Origin of the sequence: Streptomyces sp. P9-A2, from assembly GCF_036634175.1 — a bacterium.
Taxonomy (GTDB): domain Bacteria; phylum Actinomycetota; class Actinomycetes; order Streptomycetales; family Streptomycetaceae; genus Streptomyces; species Streptomyces pratens.
The window spans coordinates 6565668-6579786 of sequence record NZ_JAZIFX010000001.1; the positions used below are offsets into that span (position 1 = coordinate 6565668).

Annotated in this window: 9 protein-coding genes; 8 read left to right on the forward strand and 1 reads right to left on the reverse strand. The window is 68.5% G+C overall.

What is annotated here, in order from left to right:
* The first annotated feature begins 123 nt into the window (after positions 1-123).
* The 3 genes from V4Y04_RS29735 (at position 124) to V4Y04_RS29745 (ending at position 3522) form a co-directional block, all read left to right on the forward strand.
* Positions 124-570, forward strand: a complete 447-nt coding sequence (locus V4Y04_RS29735; RefSeq protein WP_332431454.1) for a hypothetical protein — start codon at positions 124-126, stop codon at positions 568-570.
* Between the two features lie 13 nt (positions 571-583).
* Complete coding sequence (locus tag V4Y04_RS29740) at positions 584-2173, forward strand: caspase, EACC1-associated type (protein ID WP_332431455.1); 1590 nt, start codon at positions 584-586, stop codon at positions 2171-2173.
* Between the two features lie 245 nt (positions 2174-2418).
* Positions 2419-3522 (forward strand): lytic polysaccharide monooxygenase auxiliary activity family 9 protein, encoded by a 1104-nt coding sequence (locus tag V4Y04_RS29745; RefSeq protein WP_332431456.1) that lies wholly within the window; start codon positions 2419-2421, stop codon positions 3520-3522.
* 98 nt (positions 3523-3620) lie between these two features.
* Here V4Y04_RS29745 and V4Y04_RS29750 read toward each other — a convergent pair whose 3' ends face one another.
* Positions 3621-7442 (reverse strand): GH92 family glycosyl hydrolase, encoded by a 3822-nt coding sequence (locus tag V4Y04_RS29750; protein ID WP_332431457.1) that lies wholly within the window; start codon positions 7440-7442, stop codon positions 3621-3623.
* A gap of 455 nt (positions 7443-7897) precedes the next feature.
* On the opposite strand from V4Y04_RS29750, the gene ngcE reads away from it, so the two are divergent.
* The 5 genes from ngcE to V4Y04_RS29775 all read left to right on the forward strand — a co-directional run bounded on the left by ngcE (position 7898) and on the right by V4Y04_RS29775 (position 14057).
* A complete protein-coding gene (gene ngcE / locus V4Y04_RS29755) occupies positions 7898-9388 on the forward strand; it encodes an N-acetylglucosamine/diacetylchitobiose ABC transporter substrate-binding protein (RefSeq protein WP_332431458.1) in 1491 nt (496 codons plus the stop codon).
* A gap of 104 nt (positions 9389-9492) precedes the next feature.
* The gene (locus tag V4Y04_RS29760; protein ID WP_332431459.1) at positions 9493-10419 is read left to right on the forward strand and encodes a carbohydrate ABC transporter permease; all 927 of its coding nucleotides are present in this window, start codon (positions 9493-9495) and stop codon (positions 10417-10419) included.
* A 4-nt stretch (positions 10420-10423) separates the two neighbouring features.
* Positions 10424-11347 (forward strand): carbohydrate ABC transporter permease, encoded by a 924-nt coding sequence (locus V4Y04_RS29765; protein ID WP_332431460.1) that lies wholly within the window; start codon positions 10424-10426, stop codon positions 11345-11347.
* A gap of 264 nt (positions 11348-11611) precedes the next feature.
* Positions 11612-12823: an ROK family transcriptional regulator gene (locus V4Y04_RS29770; protein WP_332431461.1), complete on the forward strand. Its 1212-nt coding sequence runs from the start codon at positions 11612-11614 to the stop codon at positions 12821-12823.
* Between the two features lie 133 nt (positions 12824-12956).
* Complete coding sequence (locus V4Y04_RS29775; protein ID WP_332433038.1) at positions 12957-14057, forward strand: substrate-binding domain-containing protein; 1101 nt, start codon at positions 12957-12959, stop codon at positions 14055-14057.
* Positions 14058-14119 lie beyond the last annotated feature (62 nt).

Genomic DNA, 14119 nt, shown 5'->3' on the forward strand with positions numbered 1-14119 from the left:
GCCCTCGCCGTTGCCACACTCCTGTCCCGCTCCTGTCCCGATCCCGTCCACGTCCCTTCCTCACCCCGGCCGCCTCCCGGCCCCCGTTGTACGCTGGAGCATCACCAGGTGACGGGGGTGGCGGTGAGCCGCGGCAGTGAGCGCATGCAACTCGTACTGACCGGAGGACCGGACAGTGACCAGGAAGAGCTCGACGAGCTGACCCGGCACCTGCGCGAGCGCCTGCTCGAACTGGACGTCGACCGGGTCGAACCGGTCCGCTCCGGCCATGTTCCCCCCGGTGCCAAACCGGTGGACGCGATCGCCGTCGGCGCACTCGCGGTGACCCTGGCGCCCATCGCGCTCCGCTCGGTGCTGGGCCTCGTACAGACCTGGATCGAGAACCGGCCGGTGCGCACCGTCAGCATCGCGCTGGGCGACGACAGTCTGGAGCTGGAGGCCGTCTCCGCCGCCGACCAGCAGCGCCTCATCGAGGCCTTCCTGGCCGCCCGAGCGGCGACGACGCGGGAGGACGACGGCCGGGACGCGGACGACGGCTCCGCCGTCCTTGACACCGGGCCGGAGGGCTGAGGGAGGGGCGACCATGTTCACAAGCCGCCGCTTCGCCCTGCTCATCGCCACCGGCCGCTACGACAACCAGGCGCTGCGACAGCTCCGTTCGCCCGTGCGCGACGCGCACGGCCTGGCCGAGGTGCTCGAGGACCCGCGGATCGGCGACTTCGAGGTCGGCAGGGTCGTCGACGGCCGGCACCACGAGGTGACCCGGGCCGTCGAACGCTTCTTCCTCGACCGTCGCCGCGACGACGTCCTCCTGCTCCATCTCTCCTGCCACGGTGTCAAGAACGACAACGGCGAACTGCACTTCGCCACCACGGACACCGACCACAGACTGCTCGCCTCCACCTCCGTCCCCGCCGCGTTCCTGCACACCCAGATGCGCCGGTGCCGGGCGCGGTCCATCGTCCTGCTCCTGGACTGCTGCTACAGCGGCGCCTTCCTGCCGGGCAGCAAGGGCGACACCGTGGTGCACCTCAGGGACGAACTCGCCGGACACGGCCGGGCGGTGCTCACCGCGACCAACCGCACCGAGTACGCCTGGGAGGGCGATCGGCTCGACGAACTGGAGCCGCAGCCCTCCCGGTTCACCGGTGCCGTCATCAAGGGCCTGCGTTCGGGCGAGGCGGACCGCGACGGGGACGGGGTGATCGGCGTCCACGAGCTCTACGACTACGTGTACGACGAACTGCAGGCGGCCCAGGTCGTCCAACGCCCTCAGATGTGGGCCGAGCTGGAGCACCGGGTCGTGATCGCGCGCTCGGTGCGCGGACAGCGGCAGGAGCAGGAGCCCGGGCAGGAGCAGGAGCAGGGGCGGAAGCAGGAGCAGGGGCAGGGACACGAGTCGGCGACCCCGGCGACCCCGGCGATCTCGGAGATCCCGGTGCCCCCGTCACCCCCGGTGCCTTCGCCGGGCGACGGTCTCTCCGAACTGGTGCTGATCGCCGAGTTGCTGAGCGGACTGGCGTGCATGGAGGACGTCCGGAGCCGGTCGGAGTTCGCGATGGTGCTGGGGGAGGAACTGAGCCGCCGTGTCGACCTGCGGGGTGTCCGGCTGCGGGAGGACGTGGCGACGATGGCGCGGGCCGCGGTGCGGCAGAAGGGCGGTGTGCGCGCGCTGGTGTGGACGGTGGAGTTCTTCGAAGGAGGTGGTGTGGCCGCCGGGTTGGAGCGGCAACTGGGCCGGGGCGGCAGTGCCGCCTCCGCTCCCGCGGCCCCCGAGGCCCTCACCGCCCCCGCGGCCCCCACCACCGAGGCCCCTACCGCACCCGCCGCACCCGCTCCGGCCGAAGAGGCGGACTCCGGTCCCGCCCTCCGTCCCGGCTCCCCGCGCCGTTCTCGGAGGGTGGCCCTGTTCCTGCGCCTCACCGGAGAGTTGAGCACGCTGTCGTGCATGGCGGACGCACAGGGCCGGGCGCAGTTCGCGTCGGTCCTGGGGGAGCAGTTGCACCACCCGGTCGACCTGCGCGGGACGCGGCTCCGTGACGACGTGGTGGTGATCGTCCGGGCGGCGCTGAACGCCCCGTACGGAGACCGCGTGCTGGCGATCCTGGTCAGGCTCTTCGAAGGAGCGCAAGCGGCAGCCGCCGTCGAACGGCTCCTCGACGAGCCGCCCTGAACGGCTCGTGACCGCCCCCGGTGCCGCCCCTGTTGCGTCACCCGTTTACAAGCGGAGCCTCCGGCGCTACCTTCCCCGTACGAGTGAGATGGGAGCGCTCCCATTCTTCGTCGGACCGGAACCCGCCGCAAGGATGCTCCCGTCTCACTCGGCCCCACACGTGCATGCGTGCACGCATGTGCACGCATGCACGCGCACGACCCGTGACCCGCAGCGCCCCACCCGCAGCGACGGACAGGCATGTCATGATCCTGACAAAAACGAGAACAAGGGCGAGGGGCGGCACCGCTCCCCGGCCCACACTCCCCACCCGCACCCGGGCCGTCTTCCTGGTCCTCGTCTCCCTGCTCGCCACCCTCCCGGCCGTCGGCCTGGTCATGAGCGCGGGCGGCGAGGCGGAGGCGCACGGGACGCCGATGAAGCCCGCCAGCCGGACCTTCCTGTGCTGGCAGGACGGGCTCACCAGCACCGGTGAGATCAAGCCGGTCAACCCGGCGTGCAAGGCCGCCGCACAGGTCAGCGGCACCACACCGTTCTACAACTGGTTCTCCGTACTGCGCTCCGACGGCGCCGGCCGTACCGAAGGCTTCGTGCCGGACGGGCAGCTGTGCAGCGGCGGCAACACCAGCTTCACCGGCTTCAACCAGCCGCGCGACGACTGGCCGCTCACCCACCTCACCTCGGGTGCGACCGTCGACTTCTCCTACAACGCCTGGGCCGCTCACCCGGGCTGGTTCTACGTGTACATCACCAAGGACGGCTTCGACCCGACCCGGACCCTCACCTGGGCCGACATGGAGAAGCAGCCCTTCCTCTCCGTCGACCACCCGCCGCTCAACGGATCCCCGGGCACCGTCGACGCCAACTACTCCTGGACCGGGCAGCTTCCGGAGGGCAAGTCGGGCCGTCACATCGTCTACATGGTCTGGCAGCGTTCGGACAGTGCGGAGACCTTCTACTCCTGCTCCGACGTCGTCTTCGACGGCGGCAACGGCGAGGTGACCGGCATCAAGGAGCCCGGCAACCCCCCGACCGAGCCCGTTCCCGGCCAGTGCACCGCCACCCGCTCCACGACGGGCAGCTGGAACGGCGGCTACCAGTCCCAGGTGACCGTCACCAACAGCGGTAACGTCCCCATGCTCGGCTGGATGGTCGACTGGGCCCTCCCGGCCGGCCAGCGGGTCGACAGTCTGTGGAGCGGCAACGCCACCTACCAGGGACAGAACGTCATGGTCCACAACGCCGACTACAACGGCGCGCTGAATCCGGGACAGAGCACCACCTTCGGCTATGTCGTCTCCGGCTCCGGCGGTGACAGTACGACGAGCCTGCCCTGCCGGGTGGGCTGAACCCGCCCCGTGCACGGCGCTGACACGACGTGCCGCCGGCACGACGAGGCGGGTCCGGGCCACCAAGGCCCGGACCCGCCTCCCGACGCGCGGCCGGCTCAGCTCAGCAGTTCCACCTCCGTCAGCGTCGCCTCACCGCTGAGGACCAGCCGGTAGTGGCCGTACTTCCCCGGCTTGTCCACCGAGAAGGCCCGGGTCTGCCGGTCCCAGCGGAAGGCGTCGGCGTCGTCCGCCCGCTTGTCGAGGGTCTTCCAGCTCGTGCCGTCGGCCGATCCCTGGAGGGTCCAGCCCTTGGGCGCCTCGGCGTGGTCCGAGGACGTCAGCGTGTACTGGACCGCCTTCACGTCCCCCTCCACGGGCAGGTCGACCGTGGTCACCGTGGCGCCGGTCGCCGAGGAGTTGTCGAACAGGGCGCCCGCGCCCTTCAGCACGTCCTCGCGGGGCGTGGGCACCTCGTCGTCCTGGGTGATCGACACGGGGGCCGCCTTCTCGCCGGTGCCCCACGACGACGGCCGCGGGCCCATGTCGAACTCCAGGACCCCGCCCTTCGCGACCACCGAGTGGGGGAGCGAAGTGGAGTTCCAGCGCTTGCCGTTGACCTTCAGCCCTTGTACGTACACGTTCTTCGCGCTGTTCTTCGGCGCCTTGACGACCAGTTCGCGGCCGTTCTCCAGGTGCACGGTCACCTTCTTGAACAGCGGGGAGCCGATGGCGTACTCGCCGCTTCCCATCACCAGCGGATAGAAGCCGAGGGAGGAGAACAGGTACCAGGCCGACTGCTCGCCGTTGTCCTCGTCCCCGTGGTAGCCCTGCCCGATCTCGCTGCCGGTGTAGAGCCGCGACAGCACCTCACGGACGTTCTTCTGGGTCTTCCAGGGCTGCCCGGCCGCGTCGTACATGTACAGGGCGTGGTGGGCCACCTGGTTGGAGTGCCCGTACATGCCCATCCGGACGTCCCGCGCCTCGGTCATCTCGTGGATGACACCGCCGTAGGAGCCCTTGAACTCCGGGGAGGCCGTCTCGGGGGTGGACAGGTACTCGTCGAGCTTGTCCGCGAGACCGCCCCGGCCGCCGTACAGATTGGCCAGGCCCCGGCTGTCCTGCGGGGCGGTGAAGGCGTAGCCCCAGCCGTTCGTCTCGGTGTAGTCGTGGCCCCATATTCGCGGGTCGTACTTCGAGGACTCGACGCGCCAGTCGCCCTTCGTGCTCCTCCCCTGGAAGAACCCGGCCTCGGAGTCGAACAGGTTGACGTACTCCTGGGCCCGGTCGAGGAAGTAGGCGGACTCCTCCTTGTAGCGCTTGTCGCCGGTCTTCTTGTGGAGGGCCTCGCCCATCCGGGCGATGCCGTAGTCGTTGAGGTAACCCTCCAGGGCCCAGGACAGGCCCTCGTGCGTCTCGGTGCCGGTGTAGCCGAGGAAGGGCGAGGTCGCCATGCCCTTGCGGCCGACGCCCGACGACGGGGGCACGACGGTGGCGTTCTTGACGGCCGCGTCGTACGCCGTCTCCGCGTCGAAGTCCACGCCCTTGACGTACGCGTCGGCGAACGCGACGTCCGAGGAGGTGCCGGTCATCAGGTCGGCGTAGCCGGGGGAGGACCAGCGGGAGGTCCAGCCGCCGTCCTTGTAGTGCTGCACGAACCCGTCGACCAGCTCACCCGCCTTGGAGGGGGTCAGGAAGGAGTACGCCGGCCAGGTGGTCCGGTAGGTGTCCCAGAAACCGTTGTTGACGTACACCTTGCCGTCGACGATCTTCGCGCCGGTGTGCGTCGGGGTGTCCGGACCCGGCATCTTCGAGAAGGGGGAGGCGTACTTGTGCTTCCCGTCGACCTTCTCGAAGCCCGAGTTCGGGTACAGGTACAGCCGGTAGAGGCTCGAGTAGAGCGTGGTCAGCTGGTCCGGCGTGGCGCCCTCGACCTCGACCTTGCCGAGGAGTTCGTCCCACTGCCGCTGGGCACTCCGCTTGACCGAGTCGAAGGACCGGCCCGCGGGGATCTCCTGGCGCAGGTTGTCCTTCGCCTGGTCGACGCTGATCAGCGAGGTGGCCAGGCGCAGGGTGACCGTCCGGTCCTTGCCCGCGTCGAACCGCAGATGGCCCTTGACGCCCGCGGTGGAACCGTCCGTCACCGGCTTGTCGAACTCGCCGTGCACGAACAGCCGGGTGGCGCCCGTGGACAGCCCGGACTTCACGTCCGAGTAGCCGTTGAAGGTGCCGTTCTCCTCGTCGAGGGTCAGGCCGGCCTGGTCGGTGACGTTGTCGAACAGGACACTCGCGTCGTCACCCGGGTAGGTGAAGCGCATGACCGCCGCGTGGTCCGTCGGCGCGATCTCCGCCTTCTGGCCGTTCTCGAACCGTACCCCGTAGTAGTACGGCCGCGCGGTCTCGTTCTCGTGCCGGAAGGCCAGTTCCCTTTCCTCACGGCCCAGTTCCGGGGTGCCGGAGGCGGCGGACGGCAGCACTTGGAAGGTCTGCCGGTCGCCCATCCAGGGGCTCGGCTCGTGGCTCGCGCTGAACGCCTGGATCGTCGGCAGGTTGTCCGCGTTGTTGCCGCGCGCGTAGTCGTACAGCCAGCTCAGGGAACCGGCGTTGGTCACCGGCGTCCAGAAGTTGAAGCCGTGCGGTACAGCGGTCGCCGGGAAGTTGTTGCCGCGCGAGAAACCGCCGCTGGAGTTGGTGCCCCGGGTCGTCACCGCGTGGTCGGACAGATGGGCCTTCGGCCGCTCGGGCTTCACCTGCTTCAGCGACACGTCGTCCAGCCAGCCCCGGAACTTCGCCGGGCCCTTGGCGGAGTCGTACGCGACCAGGATCCGGTCGACGGTCTTGCCGGCCGCGACCGAGCCGATCCCCGACGCGACGCTGTTCCACTGGTTGACGTACAGCACCTTGGCGTCGCCCTGTCCCCGCGGGGTCAGCGGGAAGCCGTGCCGGTCGGTGGCGCGCAGCTCGCTCAGGTGGGTGCCGTCGGTGAAGGCCAGGTCGACGGAGACGTTCGTGGCGTCGTAGTCGAGGTCGCCGTCCGCCATCGACGGGAAGATCTTGTACGACAGCTCGGTACGGCGGTCGACCTTCACATTGACGTCGAAGACCTTGTTGTACGAGTAGGCGTGCCCGTCGGCCGTGTGCCGTCCGGCGTAGCGCAGCGCACGCTTTCCGGTGAATCCGGCACCCGACTTCGCCGTCGGGGAACCGCTCGGCCCGCGGTCGACCAGCGAGAGCATGTCCTGCGGGGTGGGCTCCTCGGTGTCGCCGGTGGAGAACTGGACGTCGGCGAGCTGGAGTGCGTCCGCTCCGCCGTTCTTGGTGATCTCCAGCCGGAAGTGCTTGTACCCGGCGACGGCCGATGCGTCCAGGTCGTAGACCTTGGTCTGGAACCGCTCCGCGAACGTCTCGCCCGAACGGGTGTCGAGGGTCGTCCATTTCTCGCCGTCGGCCGAACCCTTCAGGGTCCAGTCCCGCGGGTCGCGCGGGGCGAAGTCGTTGGCCGAGGTGAGCGCGTACCTGACCACCTCGACCGGTGCGTCCAGGTCGAACTCGGCCCAGCCGGTGGACGTGAAGGCCAGCCACTTGCTGCCGGGCTCGCCGTCGACGAGGTTCTCCTTCACCTCCCCGGCGCCCGCGTTCTCCGAACTGGCGCGCACGTCCGTGACATGGTCGGTGACGTTGCCCGGTATGCCGCTGCTGTAGCCGCCGTCGACGCCCGAGGCGCGCTTCTTGCCGCCCCGCGTGGTGTCGACGGTGTTCAGCCAGTCGGGGGCGGGTTCCCCGGCCTCGAACGACGAAGTGAACTCCCGGTCCGCCTTTGCGGGTGCCCCGGGCAGCGCGACCGCGACCCCCGGGGAGGCCGCCGCCACGGCGAAGGCGGTCGTCGCGACGACCGCCGGGCCCCATCTGTAACGGCTTCTGTGCCGAACTCCGTGCTGCATGCGCGAGCACCCTCCCTGCGCTGGACAACGTTGTCAGAATTGCTGCGCAAGCACCAGTAGTGGGTCAAGCGGCGTGTGGTGTCAAGGGTGTTGAATGCGGCCTTCAGGTTCGGAGGCAGGGATTCTTCCGTTTCGAAACGCGACGACCGCTCATATTCGCGCCAGGTCTCAACTCGGAAAAGACCCATGGTGAACCTTGTGTTCGATCTTGCTCCGGCGGCGGAAAGTGGACTATACCTGTCGGCACTCCGGGCATCTTCACAGCTCCCGGACAGCGAACGCCACCACGTCCCGTACCACTGGTGCCGCCGGCACCGGCCACACTTCCTGCACGCCCGGCATGTCCAGCACTTCCTGCACTCCTGCACTTCCTGCACAACCCAGCGCGACCCGAACGCGGTGCCGGGAAGGATCCGGTTCACCGCCTGAGTCCTGGAGAAGGCGAGGACTTGAGCATGGGATCCAACTCCGCCGAGTACGACGGCACCCGCGAGCACGGCACCCGTGACCGAACCGGCCACGGCACCACCGGAGTGGGCCGCCGTGACCTGATCAAGCGGTCCGCGGCGCTCGGCCTGATCTCCGTCCCCACGATGAGCTTTCTGTCGGCGTGTGCCAGTGGCGGCGGGGACGACCAGGAGAAGGCCGAGGCGGGCAAGAAGACCGCGAAGAACCCGCTCGGCGTCAATGACACCGCGCAGATGGAATTCGTCCTGTTCGACGGCGGTTTCGGCAAGGAGTACGCCGAGGACGCCGTCAAGGTGTACGAAAAGGCCTTCCCCGGGGCGAAGGTGAAATTCTCCGCCACCCAGAAGATCCAGTCCACCCTGCAGCCGCGCTTCAACCAGGGCACCCCGCCCGACCTCATCGACAACTCCGGCGCCGAGCAGATGGACATGGGCACCCTGGTCGGCAAGAAGCAGCTCACCGACCTCACCCCGCTGCTGGACGCCCCCTCCTACGACGACCCGGGCACCAAGGTCCGCGACACGCTGCGGCCCGGCATCGTCGAGATGGGCCAGTTCGACGGCGAGCAGGTCTGGATCCTCTACTACGCCTACACGGTCTACGGCGTCTGGTACTCGCAGAAGGCGCTGGACTCGCTCGACGAGCAGTACCCCGAGACCTGGGACCAGATGCTCGCGGTCTGCGCGAAGGCCAAGAAGAAGGGCATGGCCGGCTGGACCTACGCCGGCAAGTACCCGTACTACCTCCCCTTCTCGCTGTACCCGATGATCGGCAAGGTCGGCGGGCGCGAGGTGCTCGACGCCATCGACAACCTGGAGCCGAACGCCTGGAAGCACCCCGCCGTCAAGGCGTGCTTCGAGGCCTACTACGAGCTCCAGCAGAAGGGCTACGTCCTCAAGGGCACCCCGGGCCTGGACCACATCCAGTCCCAGACCGCCTGGGCCAAGGGCGACGCGCTGTTCATCCCGAACGGCTCCTGGGTGGAGAACGAGTCGGCGAACGTCATGCCCGACGACTTCGGCCTCGCCGTCTCCGCGCCCACCGGCCTGGACTCCTCCGACAAGCTGCCCTTCGGCACCATCTGGGCCTCCGGCGGCGAACCCTTCGTCGTCCCCGCCAAGGCGGCGAACACCGCCGGCGGCATGGAGCAGCTGCGCGTCATGCTGAGCGAGGCGTCCTCGAAGAACTTCACCGGCAAGGTGAAGTCACTGACCGCGTACAACGGCGGCACCGACGGCATCGAACTGACCCCGGGCCTGAAGTCCGGTGTCGCAGCGCTGGACGTGGCCGGGGAGAACGTGGTGAACCCGCGCCTCCAGGACTGGTACGTGCAGCTCCAGAAGGAGAAGATCGGCGTCTCCGGCCTCGGCGAGATGATGGCCGGCCGCGCGACCCCGGCCGAGACCGTCAAGAAGATCCAGGCCTTCGCGGACGAGACGGCCAAGGACTCGTCGATCAAGCACTACAAGCACCAGTGAGCGGTCAGTGAGCAATCAGTGAGCTCCCGTCACCAGGGCCTGCCCGGCGCACCGTTGCCGGGCGGGCCCCGACGGCCGCCCGCGCGCAGATCGGGGTCGTAGCAATGCAGCACGGCAAGTACCGGTTCATCGTGGGGTTCCTGGCGGTTCCCCTGGGGCTGTACGCGCTCTTCGTCGTCTGGCCGTTCGTCCAGTCGATCTACTACTCGTTCACGGACTGGACCGGTCTGAGCCCCGACTTCGAGATGGTCGGGTTCGCCAACTACGAACGCATGCTCGACGACGATATCTTCTGGAAATCGTTGCGGCACAGTCTGCTGTTCGCCCTGCTGGTACCGGTGGTGACGATCGGTCTGGCGCTGTTCCTCTCCTTCATGATCAATGCGGGCGGCCGGCGGCGCCGCGGCGGACCGGTGATCTCGGGGGTCCGGGGCTCCGCCTTCTACAAGATCGTCTACTTCTTCCCGCAGGTGCTCTCGATCGCGATCGTCGCCCTGCTGTTCGCGTTCGCGTACAACCCCGACAGCGGTGCGATCAACTCGTTCCTGCGGGCGGTCGGGCTCGACGGCATCCAGCCGCTCTGGCTGGGCGATCCGGACCTCGCCCTGTGGGCCGTCATGGCGGTGATCGTCTGGTCCACGGTGGGCTTCTTCGTGGTCCTCTTCTCCGCCGGTATGGCGTCCATCCCGCTGGACCTCTACGAGGCGGCGCTGCTGGACGGCGCCGACCGGATCACCACCTTCTTCCGCATCACCCTGCCGCTGCTGTGGGACACCGTGCAGTCCGGCTGGGTCTACATGGGCATCCTCGCCCTGGGCGCCGAATCGTTCGCGGTCGTACACATCATGACGACCGGGCCCGGCGGTCCCGACTACTCGACCACCGTCATGGTCCTGTACGTGTACCAGAAGGCGTTCCGCGACGGTCAGGCCGCCTACGCCACCACCATCGGTGTCGCCCTCCTCCTCGTCACGCTGGCCTTCGCCGCCGTCGTGATGAAGCTGGGGCGGCGCGAGCGGCTGGAGTACTGATCACATGAAGACGACCGAGACCCCCGCCCCGGTACCGGCCGAGTCCGGTGTCACCGTCACCAAGACCGACCTCCCCGCCGGCGCGCCCCCCAAGGAGAAGAAGGCGGGCGGCGTCCTCAACGTCTTCTCGCACGGAATCCTGGTGATCTGGGCGGTCATGGTGGCCCTGCCGCTGCTGTGGGCGGTGATGACGTCCTTCAAGGACGACGCCTCCATCTTCGGCTCGCCCTGGTCGCTGCCGGACAAGCTCCACTTCGAGAACTGGTCCCGGGCCTGGTCCCAGGCCCATATGAGCGACTACTTCCTCAACACCGTCCTGGTGGTGGGCGGCTCGCTCATCGGCACCCTGGTGCTGGGTTCGATGGCCGCCTATGTGCTGGCCCGCTTCGAGTTCCCGGGCAACCGGTTCATCTACTACCTGTTCATCGGCGGCATGAGCTTCCCGATCATGCTCGCGCTGGTCCCGCTGTTCTACGTCGTCAACAACATGGGCCTGCTGAACACGATCCACGGGCTGATCCTGGTCTACATCGCCTACTCGCTGCCGTTCACCGTGTTCTTCCTGACCGCGTTCTTCCGGACCCTGCCCAGCAGCGTGGCGGAGGCCGCGTTCGTGGACGGCGCCTCGCACAGCAGGACGTTCTTCCAGATCATGCTCCCGATGGCCAGACCGGGCCTGATCAGCGTGGGGATCTTCAACTTCCTGGGCCAGTGGAACCAGTACATGCTGCCCACCGTGCTCAACACCGACGAGGACAAGCACGTCCTCACCCAGGGCCTGGTGCAGCTGGCCGTCAGCCAGGGCTACAAGGGGGACTGGTCCGGTCTCTTCGCCGGCCTCGTGATGGCGATGCTCCCCGTGCTCGCCGCGTACATCGTCTTCCAGCGCCAGGTCGTGCAGGGCCTCACCGCGGGCGCACTGAAGTAGCCTCCGGCCCCTTTCCGGCCGGTCGGCCGGCGCTGCCCGGAAGGCGCTCCGGGGAGCGTCCCCGGACCCTCTGAAGTCACCCTCCGGATTGCCTCGCACACCCGCCGCTCCCGCCCCAGGGAGTGGCGGGTGCAGTGGTGTCCACGGACCTGGAAACGGTTCAACCTCTTGACGGGAGGCGACCCGAACAGCTCATCTTAGAGTTCACTAGTTGGACACAGGACGGGGCCTCACCGAAGCGGCCCCGCGCGCAGGAGGTCAGTCGTGAAGACTCCGGGGTCGCAGTCGTCACTGCACCGAGCCAATCTTGAACGGGTCGTTCGAGCAGTACGTCTGGCGGGCTCCCTCACCCAGGCCGAGATCGCGAGGACCACGGGTCTGTCCGCGGCGACGGTGTCCAATATCGTCCGGGAGCTGAGGGAGAGCGGGACCGTCGAGGTCACGCCCACCTCGTCGGGCGGCCGCCGGGCCCGCAGCGTATCGCTCAGCGGGGACGCCGGGATCGTCGTGGGCGTGGACTTCGGACACACCCACCTGCGGGTCGCGGTCGGGAACCTGGCCCACCAGGTGCTCGCCGAGGAGTCCGAACCGCTGGACGTGGACGCCTCCGCGGCCCAGGGCTTCGACCGGGCCGAGCAGCTGGTCGACCGGCTGATCGAGGCGACCGGCGTGGACCGGGCCAAGGTCGCCGGGGTCGGCCTCGGCGTGCCCGGACCCATCGACGTGGAGTCCGGCACCCTGGGCTCGACCGCGATCCTGCCCGGCTGGACCGGCGCCAGGCCCGCCGAGGAGCTGCGGGGGCGGCTCGGCGTGCCCGTGTACGTGGACAACGACGCGAACCTGGGCGCCCTCGGCGAGATGGTCTGGGGCAGCGGCCGGGGCGTGCGCGACCTGGCGTACATCAAGGTCGCCAGCGGTGTCGGCGCCGGTCTGGTGATCAGCGGGAAGATCTACCGCGGGCCGGGCGGCACCGCGGGGGAGATCGGGCACATCACGCTCGACGAGTCCGGCCCCGTCTGCCGCTGCGGCAATCGCGGCTGCCTGGAGACCTTCACGGCGGCCCGCTACGTGCTGCCCCTGCTCCAGCCCAGCCACGGCACGGATCTGACGATGGAGGGTGTCGTACGGCTGGCGCGCGGCGGCGATCCGGGCTGCCGTAGGGTGATCGCCGACGTGGGGCGTCACATCGGCAGTGGAGTCGCCAATCTCTGCAATCTGTTGAACCCGAGCCGGGTGGTCCTCGGCGGTGACCTCGCCGAGGCCGGCGAGCTGGTCCTCGGCCCCATAAGGGAGTCCGTCGGCCGCTACGCGATCCCCAGCGCCGCGCGTCAACTGTCCGTGCTCCCCGGAGCACTCGGGGGCCGTGCGGAGGTACTGGGCGCGCTCGCCCTCGCGTTGGGCGAGATGGGCGATTCGACCCTGTTGGACGGTACGGCGGGCGGCACCCTCGCCGTGACCTCCCCTGCCTTCACTTAGAGAACGATTGGCACCGTTGCCATCTCGTTAAGGATTTACTTCTTGACGTCGCACGTGTGGCCGAGTTGACTTCCAGCCACCTCGGTCGCAACGTCGCGGCCTCGTCAGGGAGGTTTCTGAAGTGAACACGCGTATGCGTCGTACCGCCATTGCCGTTGCCGCCAGCGCACTGGCCGTTTCTCTCGCCGCTTGCGGCAGCGCCGCCGAGTCCGGTGACAAGGACAGCGACTCGGGCGACTCCGCCGCCAAGGGCGACAACATCAAGGTCGGTCTGCTCCTGCCGGAGAACCAGACCGCGCGGTACGAGAAGTTCGACAAGCCCCTGATCGAGAAGAAGATCAAGGAGCTCACGAACAACAAGGGCGAGGTCATCTACGCCAACGCCAAGCAGGACGCCAGCCAGCAGAACCAGCAGGTCGACACGATGGTGACCAACAAGGTCGACGTGCTGATCCTGGACGCGGTGGACGCCAAGGCCATCGCCGGCTCGGTGAAGAACGCCAAGGACGCCGGCATCCCGGTCGTGGCCTACGACCGCCTGGCCGAGGGCCCGATCGACGCCTACACCTCGTTCGACAACGTGACCGTCGGCAAGACGCAGGGCGAGGCCCTGCTCGAGGCGCTGGGCGACAAGGCCAAGGACGGCCAGATCGTCATGATGAACGGCTCCTCCACCGACCCGAACGCCGCCAAGTTCAAGGAGGGCGCGCACTCCGCCCTCGACGGCAAGGTCAAGGTCGGCCGCGAGTACGACACCAAGGAGTGGAAGCCGGAGAACGCCAACGCCAACATGGAGGGCGCCATCTCCGCCCTCGGCAAGGACAAGATCGTCGGCGTCTACTCCGCCAACGACGGCATGGCGGGCGGCATCATCACCGCCCTGAAGGCCGCCGGCATCAAGGTCCCGGTCACCGGCCAGGACGCCGAACTCGCGGGTGTGCAGCGCATCGTGACGGGTGAGCAGTTCATGAGCGTCTACAAGCCGTACGCTCCGGAGGCCGAGGCCGCCGCCGAGATGGCCGTCGCGCTCGCCCAGGGCAAGTCGCTCGATTCCGTCGCCAAGGACACGGTCGACAGCCCCACCACCAAGGGCGTGCCCTCCGTACTCGTCCCGGTCGTGTCGCTGACCCAGGAGAACATCAACGACACCGTGATCAAGGACGGCGTCTACACCCTCGAGGAGATCTGCGCGGGCAAGTACAAGGCCGCCTGCGACAAGATCGGTCTCAAGTAAACCGCTCCGCGGTAGCAGTCCCAAGTCCCAAGAACTGAACGGGAGTCCGCACCGGGCTCCCG

Bases quoted from the DNA above. Each gene is read 5' to 3' on its own strand.
- V4Y04_RS29740 (WP_332431455.1), top strand. From the start codon at position 584: ATGTTCACAAGCCGCCGCTTCGCCCTGCTCATCGCCACCGGCCGCTAC.
- V4Y04_RS29745 (WP_332431456.1), top strand. From the start codon at position 2,419: ATGATCCTGACAAAAACGAGAACAAGGGCGAGGGGCGGCACCGCTCCC.
- V4Y04_RS29750 (WP_332431457.1), bottom strand. From the start codon at position 7,442: ATGCAGCACGGAGTTCGGCACAGAAGCCGTTACAGATGGGGCCCGGCG.
- ngcE (WP_332431458.1), top strand. From the start codon at position 7,898: ATGGGATCCAACTCCGCCGAGTACGACGGCACCCGCGAGCACGGCACC.
- V4Y04_RS29760 (WP_332431459.1), top strand. From the start codon at position 9,493: ATGCAGCACGGCAAGTACCGGTTCATCGTGGGGTTCCTGGCGGTTCCC.
- V4Y04_RS29765 (WP_332431460.1), top strand. From the start codon at position 10,424: ATGAAGACGACCGAGACCCCCGCCCCGGTACCGGCCGAGTCCGGTGTC.
- V4Y04_RS29775 (WP_332433038.1), top strand. From the start codon at position 12,957: ATGCGTCGTACCGCCATTGCCGTTGCCGCCAGCGCACTGGCCGTTTCT.